Annotated in this window: 14 protein-coding genes and 1 tRNA gene; 10 read left to right on the top strand and 5 right to left on the bottom strand. The window is 74.9% G+C overall.

Annotated elements, in window-relative coordinates; all coding sequences use genetic code 11:
- Positions 1-25 precede the first annotated feature (25 nt).
- Complete coding sequence (locus tag AC0IVP_RS19330; protein ID WP_471758681.1) at positions 26-946, top strand: nucleoside triphosphate pyrophosphohydrolase; 921 nt, start codon at positions 26-28, stop codon at positions 944-946.
- Here the strand turns inward: AC0IVP_RS19330 and AC0IVP_RS19325 are convergent.
- A complete protein-coding gene (locus AC0IVP_RS19325; protein ID WP_471758679.1) occupies positions 943-1,896 on the bottom strand; it encodes a hypothetical protein in 954 nt (317 codons plus the stop codon). The genes AC0IVP_RS19330 and AC0IVP_RS19325 overlap by 4 nt on opposite strands.
- Before the next feature lie 69 nt (positions 1,897-1,965).
- Here AC0IVP_RS19325 and eno point away from each other — a divergent pair, with 69 nt between their 5' ends.
- The 4 genes from eno to AC0IVP_RS19305 are packed head-to-tail and all read left to right on the top strand — an operon-like array spanning position 1,966 to position 5,322.
- A complete protein-coding gene (gene eno / locus AC0IVP_RS19320) occupies positions 1,966-3,243 on the top strand; it encodes a phosphopyruvate hydratase (RefSeq protein WP_056293007.1) in 1,278 nt (425 codons plus the stop codon).
- A 37-nt stretch (positions 3,244-3,280) separates the two neighbouring features.
- Positions 3,281-3,820 (top strand): FtsB family cell division protein, encoded by a 540-nt coding sequence (locus AC0IVP_RS19315; RefSeq protein ID WP_056293004.1) that lies wholly within the window; start codon positions 3,281-3,283, stop codon positions 3,818-3,820.
- A gap of 30 nt (positions 3,821-3,850) precedes the next feature.
- The gene (locus AC0IVP_RS19310; RefSeq protein WP_235564671.1) at positions 3,851-4,375 is read left to right on the top strand and encodes a DUF501 domain-containing protein; all 525 of its coding nucleotides are present in this window, start codon (positions 3,851-3,853) and stop codon (positions 4,373-4,375) included.
- Positions 4,372-5,322 (top strand): Ppx/GppA phosphatase family protein, encoded by a 951-nt coding sequence (locus AC0IVP_RS19305; protein WP_471758677.1) that lies wholly within the window; start codon positions 4,372-4,374, stop codon positions 5,320-5,322. Before AC0IVP_RS19310 ends, AC0IVP_RS19305 begins: the two co-directional genes overlap by 4 nt.
- A gap of 34 nt (positions 5,323-5,356) precedes the next feature.
- On the opposite strand, the gene AC0IVP_RS19300 is transcribed toward AC0IVP_RS19305, so the two are convergent.
- On the bottom strand, positions 5,357-5,674 hold the full coding sequence (locus tag AC0IVP_RS19300; RefSeq protein ID WP_056292994.1) for a DUF4235 domain-containing protein: 318 nt from the start codon (positions 5,672-5,674) through the stop codon (positions 5,357-5,359).
- A gap of 40 nt (positions 5,675-5,714) precedes the next feature.
- Here AC0IVP_RS19300 and AC0IVP_RS19295 point away from each other — a divergent pair, with 40 nt between their 5' ends.
- The 4 genes from AC0IVP_RS19295 (at position 5,715) to AC0IVP_RS19280 (ending at position 9,207) form a co-directional block, all read left to right on the top strand.
- Positions 5,715-6,476, top strand: a complete 762-nt coding sequence (locus AC0IVP_RS19295; RefSeq protein WP_082556741.1) for a uracil-DNA glycosylase — start codon at positions 5,715-5,717, stop codon at positions 6,474-6,476.
- Between the two features lie 13 nt (positions 6,477-6,489).
- A tRNA-Leu gene (locus AC0IVP_RS19290) sits at positions 6,490-6,563 on the top strand.
- Between the two features lie 184 nt (positions 6,564-6,747).
- A complete protein-coding gene (locus tag AC0IVP_RS19285; RefSeq protein WP_471758675.1) occupies positions 6,748-8,214 on the top strand; it encodes a M20/M25/M40 family metallo-hydrolase in 1,467 nt (488 codons plus the stop codon).
- A gap of 177 nt (positions 8,215-8,391) precedes the next feature.
- Positions 8,392-9,207 carry a Bax inhibitor-1/YccA family protein gene (locus AC0IVP_RS19280; protein WP_056292985.1) on the top strand — a complete coding sequence of 272 codons (816 nt, stop codon included), beginning with the start codon at positions 8,392-8,394 and terminating at the stop codon, positions 9,205-9,207.
- Positions 9,208-9,276: 69 nt separating this feature from the next.
- On the opposite strand, the gene AC0IVP_RS19275 is transcribed toward AC0IVP_RS19280, so the two are convergent.
- Positions 9,277-10,497, bottom strand: a complete 1,221-nt coding sequence (locus tag AC0IVP_RS19275; protein ID WP_056294698.1) for an acetyl-CoA C-acetyltransferase — start codon at positions 10,495-10,497, stop codon at positions 9,277-9,279.
- An 82-nt stretch (positions 10,498-10,579) separates the two neighbouring features.
- Positions 10,580-11,596 (bottom strand): SGNH/GDSL hydrolase family protein, encoded by a 1,017-nt coding sequence (locus AC0IVP_RS19270; RefSeq protein WP_056292983.1) that lies wholly within the window; start codon positions 11,594-11,596, stop codon positions 10,580-10,582.
- Between the two features lie 78 nt (positions 11,597-11,674).
- On the opposite strand from AC0IVP_RS19270, the gene AC0IVP_RS19265 reads away from it, so the two are divergent.
- Positions 11,675-13,033: a DUF2252 domain-containing protein gene (locus AC0IVP_RS19265; protein ID WP_056292978.1), complete on the top strand. Its 1,359-nt coding sequence runs from the start codon at positions 11,675-11,677 to the stop codon at positions 13,031-13,033.
- On the opposite strand, the gene AC0IVP_RS19260 is transcribed toward AC0IVP_RS19265, so the two are convergent.
- The gene (locus AC0IVP_RS19260; RefSeq protein ID WP_471758673.1) at positions 13,026-13,481 is read right to left on the bottom strand and encodes a GNAT family N-acetyltransferase; all 456 of its coding nucleotides are present in this window, start codon (positions 13,479-13,481) and stop codon (positions 13,026-13,028) included. The genes AC0IVP_RS19265 and AC0IVP_RS19260 overlap by 8 nt on opposite strands.
- Between the last annotated feature and the right edge of the window lie 12 nt (positions 13,482-13,493).

Below are 13,493 nucleotides of genomic sequence, written 5' to 3'. Positions count from 1 at the left end.
CGCCCCGACCCCGCCAGCCCCGACCCTGGTCACCGTCAGCCCCCGTCTCCCCGGTCTGCTGGGCCCGGCCGGCTGGCGGGCCGTCGCCGGCGCGTCGGGCGTGCTCGCCCTCCCCGGTGCGGCCGCGACCGCCCGGGCGCTGCGCGAGGCCGGCACCGAGGTCCGCGACGTCGCCGCGGTCGACGCGGGCGGGCCGGGTGACGTCGTGCTGCTGACCGCGGAGGAGGCCGCCGGCGCCGGTGCGCCGGACGGGGTGCTGGACGGGGTGCTGGACGGCGCCCCCGAGCCTGCCGGTGCCCACCTGCTGGACGTCGTGTCGGTGATGGACCGGCTGCGCTCGCCCGGCGGCTGCCCCTGGGACGCCGAGCAGACCCACGCCTCGCTGCGCGGCTACCTGCTGGAGGAGGCGCACGAGGCCTACGACGCGATCACCGACGAGGACCCGGTGGCGATGCGGGAGGAGCTCGGTGACGTGCTGCTGCAGGTCGCCTTCCACGCCCGGGTGGCCGCCGAGGCGCCCGGCGAGCGCCGCTTCGACGTCGACGACGTGGCCGACGAGCTGGTCGCCAAGCTGGTCCGCCGGCACCCGCACGTCTTCGGCGACGCCGGCCCCCGGGACGTCGCAGCCGTCGAACGCGGCTGGGACGAGATCAAGGCGGTGGAGAAGAAGCGCCGTTCGCCGACCGAGGGGGTCTCGAGCTCGCAGTCCGCGGCCGCCTGGGGGTCGGCGCTGGCCGGGCGGGCCCGCCGGGCCGACCTGCCCACGCCCCCGGCCGCGGAGCTGTCCGCCGGCACCCCCGAGGAGCTGGGGGAGCAGTTGCTGGCCACCGTGGTGGCCGCGCAGCAGCGCGGCTGGGACGCCGAGGACGCGCTGCGCACCGCCGTCCGCTGTTACGCCGGCCGGCTCGACGCCGCCGCCGCCGCGGCCGCCCGCGCGCAGGACTAGCGGCTGGTCGCGGCCGGGTCGGACCCGAGGAACTGCGGCAGCCAGAACAGCACCGCCGCGGCCAGGGCGCCGGCGACGACGAAGCCGGCGGCGCCGCTGCCGTCGACGTAGGCCCACAGCAGGCCCAGCACCGGGGCCAGCACGACCGGCACGCCGTCGCTGCGGGCCTGACGGGCCAGCCCGACGTCGGGTGCCTCCGGGTCGACGCCGGCCTGCCGGACGTCGCCGCGGGGGGCGCTGCGCCGCACCCGGCCCGAGGGCCACACCTGCTGGCCGTCCAGGACCGGGAGCACCAGGGCGTCCGTGGCCGGGTCCCCGTGCACGAGGGCGGGGGAGTCGGGCCGGGCCCGATCGACCTCGGGCGCCCAGTGCACGGGCACCCAGCGCACCCCGTGCGGGGTGACCAGCTCCAGCCAGCTGCGCACCAGCAGGCCGCGCCGGACCACCAGGTGGGTCACGGTGACCGCCGTCGTCGGGCGGCCGGCGAGCCGGCGGCGGGACAGCAGCCGCAGGCCGGTGAGCACCGAGACGGCCAGCACGACCAGGGCGACCAGCACCAGGCCGAAGACGACGTCGCCGACCGCCCCGTGCGCGGCGTCGCCGTCGGCGTAGACCCTGGACCCGTCGGCGGCGGCCGGGTCGTACTGCACGGTGACCGCGGCGTCGGGGGCCACGTCGACGGCGGTGCGGAGCACCAGCACCCCGGCCCGCTCCTCCCCGGCCGCGTCGGTGAAGGACACCCGCACGCCGCGCCCCGCCGGGTCCAGCCCGTCGCGCACCACGGTCGCCGACGCGGTGGCGTCCGCCGCGGCCAGCGGGGCCTGGGTGCCCGGCAGCCGGACCGCCAGCACGACCAGCAGCACGAGCCCGACGACGAGCACCGGCACCAGTCCCAGCAGCAGCTGGCGGACGGCGCGGGCGTGCGGGCGGGACGGCGCTGCGCTGGTCATCGGGGCCCATGCTCCCGCACCCGCGGCGCGGGGGTCCGGGACGCCGCCCGGGGTCGCTAGGCTGCCCCCGTGGCCAGCATCGATGCAGTAGGCGCGCGGGAGATCCTCGACTCGCGCGGAAACCCGACCGTGGAGGTCGAGGTCGCCCTCGACGACGGCACCATCACCCGGGCCGCCGTGCCCAGCGGTGCCTCCACCGGCGCCTTCGAGGCGGTGGAGTTGCGTGACGGCGGCGAGCGGTACGGCGGCAAGGGCGTGACCAAGGCCGTCGACGGCGTCCTGGACGTCATCGGCCCCGAGCTCGTGGGCTTCGAGGCCAGCGAGCAGCGCCTCGTCGACCAGGCGCTCATCGACCTCGACGGCACCCCCGACAAGTCCCGCCTGGGCGCGAACGCGATCCTCGGCGTCTCCCTGGCCGTGGCGAAGGCCGCGGCCGAGTCCTCCGGGCTCCCGCTCTTCCGCTACATCGGCGGACCCTCCGCGCACGTCCTGCCCGTCCCGATGATGAACATCCTCAACGGCGGTGCGCACGCCGACAGCAACGTCGACGTCCAGGAGTTCATGATCGCCCCGATCGGGGCCCCGACCTTCGTCGAGGCGCTCGCGATGGGCACCGAGGTCTACCACGCGCTGAAGTCGGTGCTGAAGGCCCGCGGGCTGTCCACCGGCCTGGGTGACGAGGGCGGCTTCGCCCCGTCGCTGCCCAGCAACCGGGACGCCCTGGACCTCATCACCGAGGCCGTGGAGAAGGCCGGCTACACCCCCGGCACCGACATCGGCTTCGCCCTGGACGTCGCGGCGACCGAGTTCCACTCCGAGGACGGCTACGCCTTCGAGGGCAAGACCCTCAGCGCCGGTGACCTCACCGAGTACTACGCCGGGCTGCTCGACGCCTACCCGATCGTCTCCATCGAGGACCCGCTGTCCGAGGAGGACTGGCAGGGCTGGATCGACCTGACCGCAGCCATCGGCGACCGCGTGCAGATCGTCGGCGACGACCTGTTCGTCACCAACCCGGTCCGGCTGGCCGACGGCATCGCCCGTGGCGCGGCCAACGCGCTGCTGGTCAAGGTCAACCAGATCGGCACGCTCACCGAGACCCTGGACGCGGTCAACCTGGCGCACCGCTCGGGCTACCGCTCGATGATGAGCCACCGCTCCGGGGAGACCGAGGACACCACGATCGCCGACCTCGCCGTCGCCACCGACTGCGGGCAGATCAAGACCGGTGCCCCGGCCCGGTCCGAGCGCGTCGCCAAGTACAACCAGCTGCTCCGCATCGAGGAGGAGCTCGACGACGCCGCCCGCTACGCCGGTGCCGCCGCCTTCCCGCGGCACACCGCCTGACGGCAGCGACACCGAGAGACCAGGAGAGCGCACCCCCGTGGCCACCGCCCGCACCCGGCGCAGCACGTCCGGCGGCCCCCGCCGCCGGACCGCCTCGCGTCCGGAGCGGCCGGGGGCCCGGGGGAGCGCCGACCTGCGGCAGGGGCGCCGGCGCACCCGTCGTCCCGCCCGGACGGCGACCAGCGCCCGGCGCACCCCGCTGTTCACCGGCCGCGCGGTCCTGCTGGGCGCGCTGGTCCTGCTGCTCCTGCTCACCCTGGCCGGCCCGGTCCGCTCCTACGTGGCCGGTCGCCAGGAGCTCGCCGAGCTCGCCGCGGAGAGCCAGGCGCTGTCCCTGCGCGAGGAGCAGCTGCGGGCCGAGCTGGAGCGCCAGTCCGATCCCGCCTACATCGCCCAGCAGGCCCGCGAACGGCTCAACTACGTGCTGCCCGGCGACCGGCTCGTCGTCATCGCCGACGGCGAGGTCGTCGAGGGCGAGCAGCCCGCGCAGACGCCCGACGCGGCGGTGCCGGAGGAGCAGCTGCCCTGGTACACCGGGCTCATGGAGTCCGTCACGACGGCCGACGGCACTCCCTAGCCCCTGCGCGGCATGGGGGAGACTCCTCCGGTGAGCACCCCCGTCAGCCCCGAGGACCGCGAGATCGTCGCCCGGCAGCTCGGCCGCCCCCCGCGGGCGCTGGTCGCCGTCGCGCACCGCTGCCCGTGCGGTCAGCCCGACGTCGTGCAGACCGCCCCGCGGCTGGAGGACGGCACGCCGTTCCCGACGCTGTACTACCTGACCTGCCCGCGGGCCTCGGCTGCCGCCAGCCGGCTGGAGTCCGAGGGCGCGATGAAGCAGTGGCAGGCCGACCTGGCCACCGACCCCGAGCTCGCGGCCGGTTACACCGCGGCCCACGAGGCGTTCCTGGCCACCCGGGACGCCGTCGACGTGCTGCCCACCCGGTCCAGTGCCGGGGGCATGCCCGAGCGGGTCAAGTGCCTGCACGCCCTGGCCGCGCACTCGCTGGCCGCCGGACCGGGCGTCAACCCGATCGGCGACCGCGCGCTGGCCGGCATGGGGGAGTGGTGGACGGCCGGCCCGTGCGCGGCACCGTCCCCGCAGGAGCCCGACGACGCGGCGGCCGGCCTGTGACCCGGGTCGCCGCGATCGACTGCGGCACCAACTCGATCCGGCTGCTGGTCGCCGACGTGCCGGCCGAGGGCGCGCACGTCGAGGTGCTCCGCCGGATGGAGGTCGTCCGGCTCGGCGAGGGCGTCGACGCCACCGGCCGGCTGGCGCCGCAGGCGGTCGAGCGAACCCGCCTGGTGCTGGCCGAGTACGCCGCCGCGGCCCGCCAGCTGGGCGCCGAGCGCGTCCGGATGGTGGCCACCAGCGCCAGCCGGGACGCCGCGAACCGGGCCGACTTCGAGGACATGGTCCAGGCCACGCTGGGCCAGCTGCCCGACGTCGTCCCCGGGCTGGAGGAGGCGCGGCTGTCCTTCCGGGGCGCCACCGGGTCGCTGGCCGCAGCGGCGGCGGCGCACGGTGGCCCGCCGCCGGCCGCGCCGTACCTGGTGGTGGACATCGGCGGTGGCTCGACCGAGTTCGTCCTGGGCGACGTCGACGGGGTGCGCGCGGCCCGGTCGGTGGACATCGGCTGCGTGCGGCTCACCGAGCGGCACCTGCACTCCGACCCGCCGACGTCGGAGGAGATCCAGCGCGCCGAGTCCGACGTCCGGGCGGCGCTGGCACTGGTCGTCGCGGACGTGCCCGTGGGCGAGGCCCGCACGCTGGTCGGCCTGGCCGGCTCGGTGACCACCGTGGCCGCGTTGGCGCTGGGCCTGCCCGGCTACGACCCGGCGGCCCTCCACGGCGCCCGGGTGTCGGTCTCCGCGGTCCGCTCGGTGACCGCCGGCCTGCTGACCGCCACCCGCGCCCGCCGTGCGGCCCTGCCGGTGATGCACCCCGGCCGGGTCGACGTCATCGGCGCGGGCGCGCTGGTGCTGCGGGTCGTCATGGACGCGCTCGCCCTGGACGAGGTCGTCGTCAGCGAGCACGACATCCTCGACGGCATCGCGCTCACCCTGGCCCGCGGCTGACACCCCCGCCCGGTGGGGCGGGGGTGTGCGCCGGTCAGGCTGCGCTGTCGGCGTTCGCGCCGGGCGGGAACTTGCCGGTGAGCTTGGTGTAGGCCTTGGCCGCGCCGCGGGCGGCGAACAGCCGGCCGAAGGCCACCAGCACACCGGAGACCGCGGCCCAGGCCAGCGCGTCGCCCCAGCCGACGCCGGGGACGTCGGGGTTCTTCGGCGGCGGGGTGCCGCGCACCTTCAGCCAGGCGGCGTCGGCCACCTTCTTCACCACGATGCCGGTCGGGATGGCCAGCGCCGGGCCGAGCAGCTTGTACAGCGCGGGGGTCTTGACCTTCTGGGTCTTGTTCTGGGTCTTCGCCACCGGACGATCATGCCGCGCACGGCTGTGCTCTGCTGGGTGGGTGGCACGTGACGACGACGGCTTCCCCGTCACCCGCACCCCGGCCGGCGTCGCGCGAGGCGCCCGGACCGCGCTGGACCTGGCGACCGTGGACGAGCGGGTCTCCGGCTGCCGTGCCTGCCCGCGGCTGGTGTCCTGGCGGGAGGAGGTCGCGGTGGTCAAGCGGGCCTCCTTCCGGGACGAGGACTACTGGGGCCGCCCGGTCCCCGGGCTCGGGCCGGCGGACGCCCGGATCGCCGTCGTCGGCCTGGCGCCGGCAGCGCACGGCGGCAACCGGACGGGGCGGGTCTTCACCGGGGACCGGTCCGGGGACTGGATCTTCGCCGCGCTCTGGCGGGCCGGGCTGGCCAACCAGCCCACGTCCGTCCACCGGGACGACGGGCTGGCGTTGACCGACGTCCGGGTGCTGGCCGCGGTGCGGTGCGCCCCGCCCGCCAACGCGCCCACCCCGGCCGAGCGGGACACGTGCGCGCCGTGGATGGCCCGGGAGCTGGCGCTGCTGCCCCGGCTGCGGGCCGTCGTGGTGCTCGGCGGGTTCGGGTGGACGGCGCTGTGGCCGGTGCTGGCCGCCGCCGGGGTCACCCTGCCCCGGCCCCGCCCGGCCTTCGGGCACGGGGTGGAGGTCGAGCTGACCGGCCCGAGGGGACCGCTGACCCTGCTGGGCAGCTACCACGTGAGCCAGCAGAACACCTTCACCGGACGGCTGACCGAGCCGATGCTGGACGCCGTCCTGAACCGGGCGGTGCAGGTCGCGGGAGGATGAGCCGGACAGCACCGCCCCCGTAGCCCAACCGGCAGAGGCAGGCCCCTTAAAAGGGTCCCAGTGTGGGTTCGAACCCCACCGGGGGCACGTCGTCGGCGGGACGGTTGCTGAGCGTCGGTAACCGTCTCGTCCAGGCAAGTCAAGTCTTGTTCTTCCGGCGGCGCCCGGACACGGTCGTCACAGCAGACCCACAGCGACGTGGGTCCGGGCGGAGGGACGACCGATGACCAGCACGGCAGGAACGACACGCCCCACCGGGCGTCGACGGGTGGTGTCGGCCGCTGCGGCGGGCGCCCTGGCCGTCTCCGGCGTGGTCCTGGTGGCCACCCCGGCCGCAGCCGGCCCGTCCACGCGGGGTTGCGAGAACCGGGTCAACGCCAGCATCGACAAGCTGCTCACCTGCGTGACAGCGGCCGGCGTCACCGAGCACCTGGCGGCCTTCCAGGCAGCCGCCGACGCCAACGGGGGCAACCGCGCGTCCGGTTCGACCGGGTACGCCGCCTCGGCCGACCACGTCGACGCGACCCTGACCGCCGCCGGCTACGACGTGGTCCGGCAGTCCTTCGAGTTCCCGTTCTTCGAGCAGACCTCGGCGGCCGGCTTCGCCCAGGTGGCGCCGGAGGCGGCCACGTACGCCGAGGGCACCGACTTCGCCGTCGCCACGTTCTCCGGGTCCGGCGACGTGACCGCGGTGGCCCAGGCGGTGGACACCGACTTCACCCCCACCGCCACCAGCACCAGCGGCTGCGAGGCCGCCGACTTCGCCGGGTTCACCGCGGGCAGCATCGCCCTGGTCCAGCGGGGCAGCTGCGACTTCGCGGTCAAGTCGGCCAACGCCGAGGCCGCGGGCGCCGCGGGTGTGGTCATCGTCAACCGCGGCACCTCCGACGACGGCGGTCTGATCAGCCCGACGCTGGGCGCGCCCGGCGTGGGCATCCCGGTCGTCGGCACCACCTCCGCCCTGGGCTCCACCCTGGCCGGGGACACCCTCGCGCTCACCGTGGACGCGGTCAGCGAGGTCCGGACGACGGAGAACCTCACCGCCGAGCTGCCGGGCCGGGTGGACGACGGCGTCGTCGTGGTCGGCGGGCACCTGGACTCGGTGCCCGAGGGACCGGGGATCAACGACAACGGCAGCGGGTCCGCCACGATCCTGGAGGTCGCGCAGAACCTGGCGCGCACCCAGCTGGAGCACCCGGTGCGCTTCGCGTTCTGGGGCGCCGAGGAGTTCGGCCTGCTGGGCTCGCAGGCCTACGTCGACAGCCTCACCGACGCCGAGCTGGCCCGGATCGGCAGCTACCTGAACTTCGACATGCTGGGCTCCCCGAACCACGCGAACTTCGTCTACGACAGCGACGCCTCCACGTTCCCGGCGCCCGAGGGCTACGTGAGCGCGGAGTCCGGTGCCATCGAGGCCACCTTCGAGGCCTTCTACGACTCCCGCGGGATCGCCTACGAGGACACCGAGTTCGACGGCCGCAGCGACTACCAGGCCTTCGCCGACGCCGGCATCCCCTCCGGTGGGCTCTTCTCCGGGGCCGAGGACGTCAAGACCCCGGAGCAGGCCGCCCGTTACGGCGGTACGGCCGGTGTCGCCTACGACGCCTGCTACCACCAGGCCTGCGACGACCTGGACAACGTCAGCCAGCTGGCGTTGGACCAGAACTCCGACGCCGTCGCCTACGCCGTCCTGACCATCGCCGACGCCGGGACCGGCCCGGGGCAGGGCAACGGCTGACCGACCGCCGCCCACGCGGCACCCGTGACGAGGGCCGCCGGACACCCGTCCGGCGGTCCTCGCCGTGTCCAGCGCGCTCCCAGGAACCCATCCGGGGGGTCGGGCGTTGTGATGATCGAGTGGGGTGCACGACCTGCAGCCCACGCACCCGACCCGAGTCACCTCAGGGAGATGACGATGCCCAGCAGCAACCCGGCGTTCAGTCGGGGCTTCCCCGGCGCGGCGCAGGCAGGCCAGGCCTCCGCGTGGGGCCAGGCGCCGCAGCAGCAGTACGGCGCACCCGCCCAGCAGAACCCGTACGCCCAGCCCTCGCCGTACGCGGCCACGGGCGCCCAGTACATGACGATGGACGACGTCGTCACCAAGACCGGCGTGACCTTCCTGGTGACGGTGCTGACCGCCGCCGCCACGTGGGCGCTGCTGCCGCAGTCCGCGGCCCTGGGGCTGCTGATCCCGGCCCTGCTGGTGGGTCTGGGCCTGGGTCTGTTCATCTCCTTCAAGCAGATCGCCAACCCGGCGGCGACCCTGGCCTACGCGGCCATGCAGGGTGTCGTCGTCGGCGCGATCAGCGAGGTCTACGCCAACGCCTTCGACGGCAACCTCGTCTTCCAGGCGGTCATCGGCACCTTCGGTGTCTTCGCCGGGATGCTGGTGGTCTACAAGACCGGCGCCATCCGGGTCACCCCCAAGCTGACCCGCTGGATCGTCGGCGCCATGTTCGGTGTGCTGGCCCTGATGCTGGTCAACCTCGTCGGCGGCCTGTTCGGCGCCGACCTGGGCCTGCGCGACGGTGGCCCGATCGCCATCGTCTTCAGCCTCGTCGTCATCGGCGTCGCGGCGTTCTCGCTGCTGCTGGACTTCGACATGGCCGACGAGGCCATCCGTCGGGGCGTGGCCCCGAAGTTCGCCTGGTACATCGCCTTCGGCCTGCTGGTCACGGTCATCTGGCTGTACCTGGAGATCCTGCGTCTGCTCAGCTACTTCCGCGAGTGAGCTGACACGAGCACCGACAGAGGCCCGGCCCCCGCGAGGGGGCCGGGCCTCTGGCCGTTCCGGGGGACGTCAGCTCAGGCGCTCGAGCACCATCGCCATGCCCATGCCGCCGCCGACGCACATGGTCTCCAGACCGAACGTGCCGTCGGTGGAGCGCAGGCCGTTGAGCAGCGTGCCGGTGATCCGGGCGCCGGTCATGCCGAAGGGGTGGCCCACGGCGATGGCGCCGCCGTGCACGTTGAGCTTGTCGATGTCGATGCCCAGGTCGCGGTAGGACGGGATCACCTGCGCGGCGAACGCCTCGTTGATCTCCACCAGGTCCATGTCGGCGATGGTCATCCCGGCGCGGGCCAGGGCCTGCCTGGAGGCCTCCACCGGGCCGTAGCCCATGATCTCCGGCGACAGGCCGGTGACCCCGGTGGACACGATGCGGGCCAGCGGGGTGAGCCCCAGCTGTGCGGCCTTGGTGTCGCTCATGACGACCAGCGCGGCCGCCCCGTCGTTGAGCGGGCAGGCGTTGCCGGCGGTGACCCGGCCGTCGGGGCGGAAGACCGGCTTGAGGCCGGAGATGCCCTCCAGGGTGGTGCCTGCGCGCGGGCCGTCGTCGGTGGAGACGACGGTGCCGTCCGGGGTGGTCACCGGGGTGATCTCCCGGGCCCAGAAGCCGTCGGCGATGGCCTTCTCCGCCAGGTTCTGCGACCGGACGGCGAACTCGTCCATCTCGGCGCGCGAGACGTCGTTCAGCAGCGCCAGGTTCTCCGCCGTCTGGCCCATCGCGATGTACACGTCGGGCACCTGGCCCTCGCTGCGCGGGTCGACCCAGGAGTCGGCACCGCTCTCGGCGACGGCGGCGACCTGGCCCTTGCGGTCGGCGAAGAGCGGGTTCTCGGTGTCCGGCAGCCCGTCGGAGTTGCCCTTGGCGAACCGGGACACCATCTCGACCCCGGCGGAGATGAACACGTCGCCCTCGCCGGCCTTGATGGCGTGCATGGCCATCCGGGTGGTCTGCAGCGAGGAGGAGCAGTAGCGGGTGATGGTGGTGCCGGGCAGGTGGTCCATGCCCAGCAGCACCGACACGACGCGGCCCATGTTGAAGCCCTGCTCGCCGCCGGGCAGGCCACAGCCCAGCATCAGGTCGGAGATGTCGGTCGGGTCCAGCTCGGGCACCTGGTCCAGTGCGGCGCGGACGATGGTGGCGGCCAGGTCGTCGGGACGCAGGTCCTTCAGCGAGCCCTTGAAGGCCCGTCCGATCGGGGATCGGGCAGCGGCGACGATGACGGCTTCGGGCACGGAGACCTCCACGGTGAGGCGCCACCCGCGTGGTGGCGTCGGGTCGGACCCGAAGCTACCCCCCGGTAACCAACGCCCGCGCTCAGGTGGCGGGGACCGGGTCCGGCGTCGTCTCGGCCGGGCTGGCGATGTCCGGGGGACGCCGCCGCCGCAGCCGCGCCCAGGGACCGCGCGGACCGGCCTCCTCGCCGTGCACCTCGGTGGCCTGCACCTCGGTGCCGGTGCGTCCCGCGGCCCGGGCGGCGGCCTGGGCGACCGGGCGGACGGTGTCCCGGCGCAGCGAGCGCAGGCCCCGGTCGGCGGCGGCGGGCCAGACACCCAGGCAGTCGGCGATCGAGGGCAGCAGGGAGGCGGCCGCCGCGGCGTAGCCGGCGGCGGAGGGGTGGAACTCGTCGCTGGAGAACATGGTCCGGTCGGTGGCGAACGCCGGGCCGAGCACGGAGCCCAGCGACACGGTGCGCCCGCCCTCGGCGACGACGGCGATGGTCTGCGCGGCCGCCAGCTGGCGGCTCCACCGGCGGGCCAGGGTGCGCAGCGGCTGCGCGATGGGCCGGATCGTGCCCAGGTCCGGGCAGGTGCCGACGACGACCCGGGTGCCGGCGGCCTCCAGGGTGCGCACGGCCTCGGCCAGGTTGCGGACGGCGACGGCGGGCTTGGTGCGGCTGGTGACGTCGTTGGCGCCGATCATCATCATCGCCACGTCGGGGGACTCGACGAGCACCTTCTGCACCTGCGCGGGCAGGTCGGTCGAGCGGGCCCCGGACCGGGCGGCCTTGACCAGCCGGACCGGACGCTCGGCGAGCTCGGCCAGCGCGGCCGCCACCAGCACCCCCGGGGTCTCCCCGGCGGTCTCCACGCCCAGACCAACGGCGCTGGAGTCCCCGAGCACCGCGAGCACCAGCGGCGTCCCCCGGTGCGAGCCGTAGACGCCCTCGCCGGTGGGCGGGTCGGCCTTGGCGGTGTTGGCCTCGACGCGTCGTCGCGCGAGCCGGGCCTCCTCGCGGAGCACCGTCACCAGCGCCGCGCCGGCCAGTCCGACCCCGCCGCCGCCGTAGACGGCACCCGTCGCGAGCCGTCGCGCCCTGCTGGCCCGCGTCACCGCTGCCCCCGTCCCTCGTCCGTCGTGCGTGTCCGTCGTGATCTCCCCGCCGAGGCTATCCCCACCTACGGTGGGCCCGTGCCCGACCACCCGACCCTCGTCCCCGCCCCCGACGAGAGCGCCCGCCGCGGCCAGATCGTCGACGTCCTGGTGGAGGCCTTCGCCGACCTGATGGCCGCCGACGCGGACGCCTTCCGGACCAAGTTCCGCAAGATGGCCGCCGACCCGTTCGCGTTCTACCGCGGGTCGGCCTGCCTGTTCTACGCCGACGTGGCGACGCTGGAGGACCGCTGGTGTGACGAGCAGACGTCGCGGACGTGGATCCACGGCGACCTGCACGCCGCGAACTTCGGCACCTACATGGACGGGTCCGGCCGGATCGTCTTCGACGTCAACGACTTCGACGAGTCCTACCTGGGGCACCTGTCCTGGGACCTGCGCCGGTTCTGCGCCAGCTTCGCGCTGCTGGCCTGGCGCAAGGCGCTGTCCGACGACGTCATCGGCGCGGTGCTGCGGGTCTACCTGGAGGCCTACCTGGACCAGGTGGCCGCGTTCTCCCGCACGGACGCCGACCGGGAGTTCGCCCTGGACCGGCACACCACCTCCGGCGCGGTCCGCGAGCTGGTGCTGGCCACGGCGGAGCAGACCCGGGTCTCCCTGCTGGACCGGCTGACGGTCGTGGAGGACCACCAGCGCCGGTTCGCCGACACCCCACGCCACCGCCGGCTGGCCGACGCCGAGCGGGAGGAGGTGCTGGCTGCCGTCGTGGCCTACCGGGAGTCGATCCCGCAGGGCGCCCGCCGCCGGGAGGTCGCCTACGACGTCAAGGACGTCGTCGGCACCGGTGGGTTCGGCATCGGCAGCGCCGGGTTGCCGGCGTACACGGTGCTGCTGGAGGGCTACGACCAGGCGTTGGAGAACGACGTCGTGCTGTCGCTCAAGCAGGCCGCCCGGGCCGCGCCGAGCCGGGTCGTCACCGACCCGGGGGTCCGCGCGCTGTTCCAGCACGAGGGCGAGCGGACGGTCTCCGCCCAGCGCGCCATGCAGTCCCACGCCTCGCCGTTCCTCGGGCACACGGTCGTCCGCGGTGTCGGGTTCCTGGTGTCGGAGCTCTCGCCCTACGAGGAGGACCTGGACTGGGAGGACCTCACCGAGCCCGAGGAGATCGTCACCGTCGTCGAGCAGCTGGGCCGGGCCACCGCCAAGATCCACTGCATCGGGGACGCCGACGCCGAGCACGAGGCGGTCGACGTGCAGGTCGAGGACGCGGTGCTGGCGATGGTGGGGGACCGGCGCGAGGAGCTCATCGCCGACCTCACCGGCTTCGCGCACGCCTACGCTGCGCGCGCCCGGGCCGACCACCGGCTCTTCGTGGACGCCTTCCGGGCCGGGGAGATCCCCGGGATCAGCTCCAGCGGGGACCACCCGCTCACCTGATCGGCAGCTCCACGACCATCCCGCGGTGCGGGCCGACCGCGGGCACGTCGTAGGTGTCGGTGACGACGGTGAAGCCCATCCGCTCGTAGAAGCCGACGGCAGCCTCCCGGGCGTCGCACCACACCAGGTCGGCACCGTCGGCAGCCAGCCGGGCCAGCCCCTCGGCCACCAGGGCCCGACCGGCCCCCGCGCCGCGGACCTCGGGGTCGGTGGCCATCCCGCGCAGCTGCCACGGCTGCTCGGCCGCACGCCAGGTGCACGCCGCGGGGTGGAACCGCACCACCCCGACGACCCGGCCGCCCGGGAGCCGGGCGGCCAGGTGCAGGGTCGCGGGGTCCTCGTCGCCCGGGATCGCCGCCGGGCGACCGGGCCGCAGGACCGAGGACCGCAGCGGGAGGGTCGTCTCCGCGTCGACCTGCTCGACGGTCACGGTGCCGGACGGGGTCATCGCTCCATCCTC

The sequence above is a fragment of the Klenkia sp. AC732 genome, from assembly GCF_979256525.1.
Note: the sequence above shows the minus strand (reverse complement) of the source record. Positions and strands in the feature narration are given on the sequence as shown.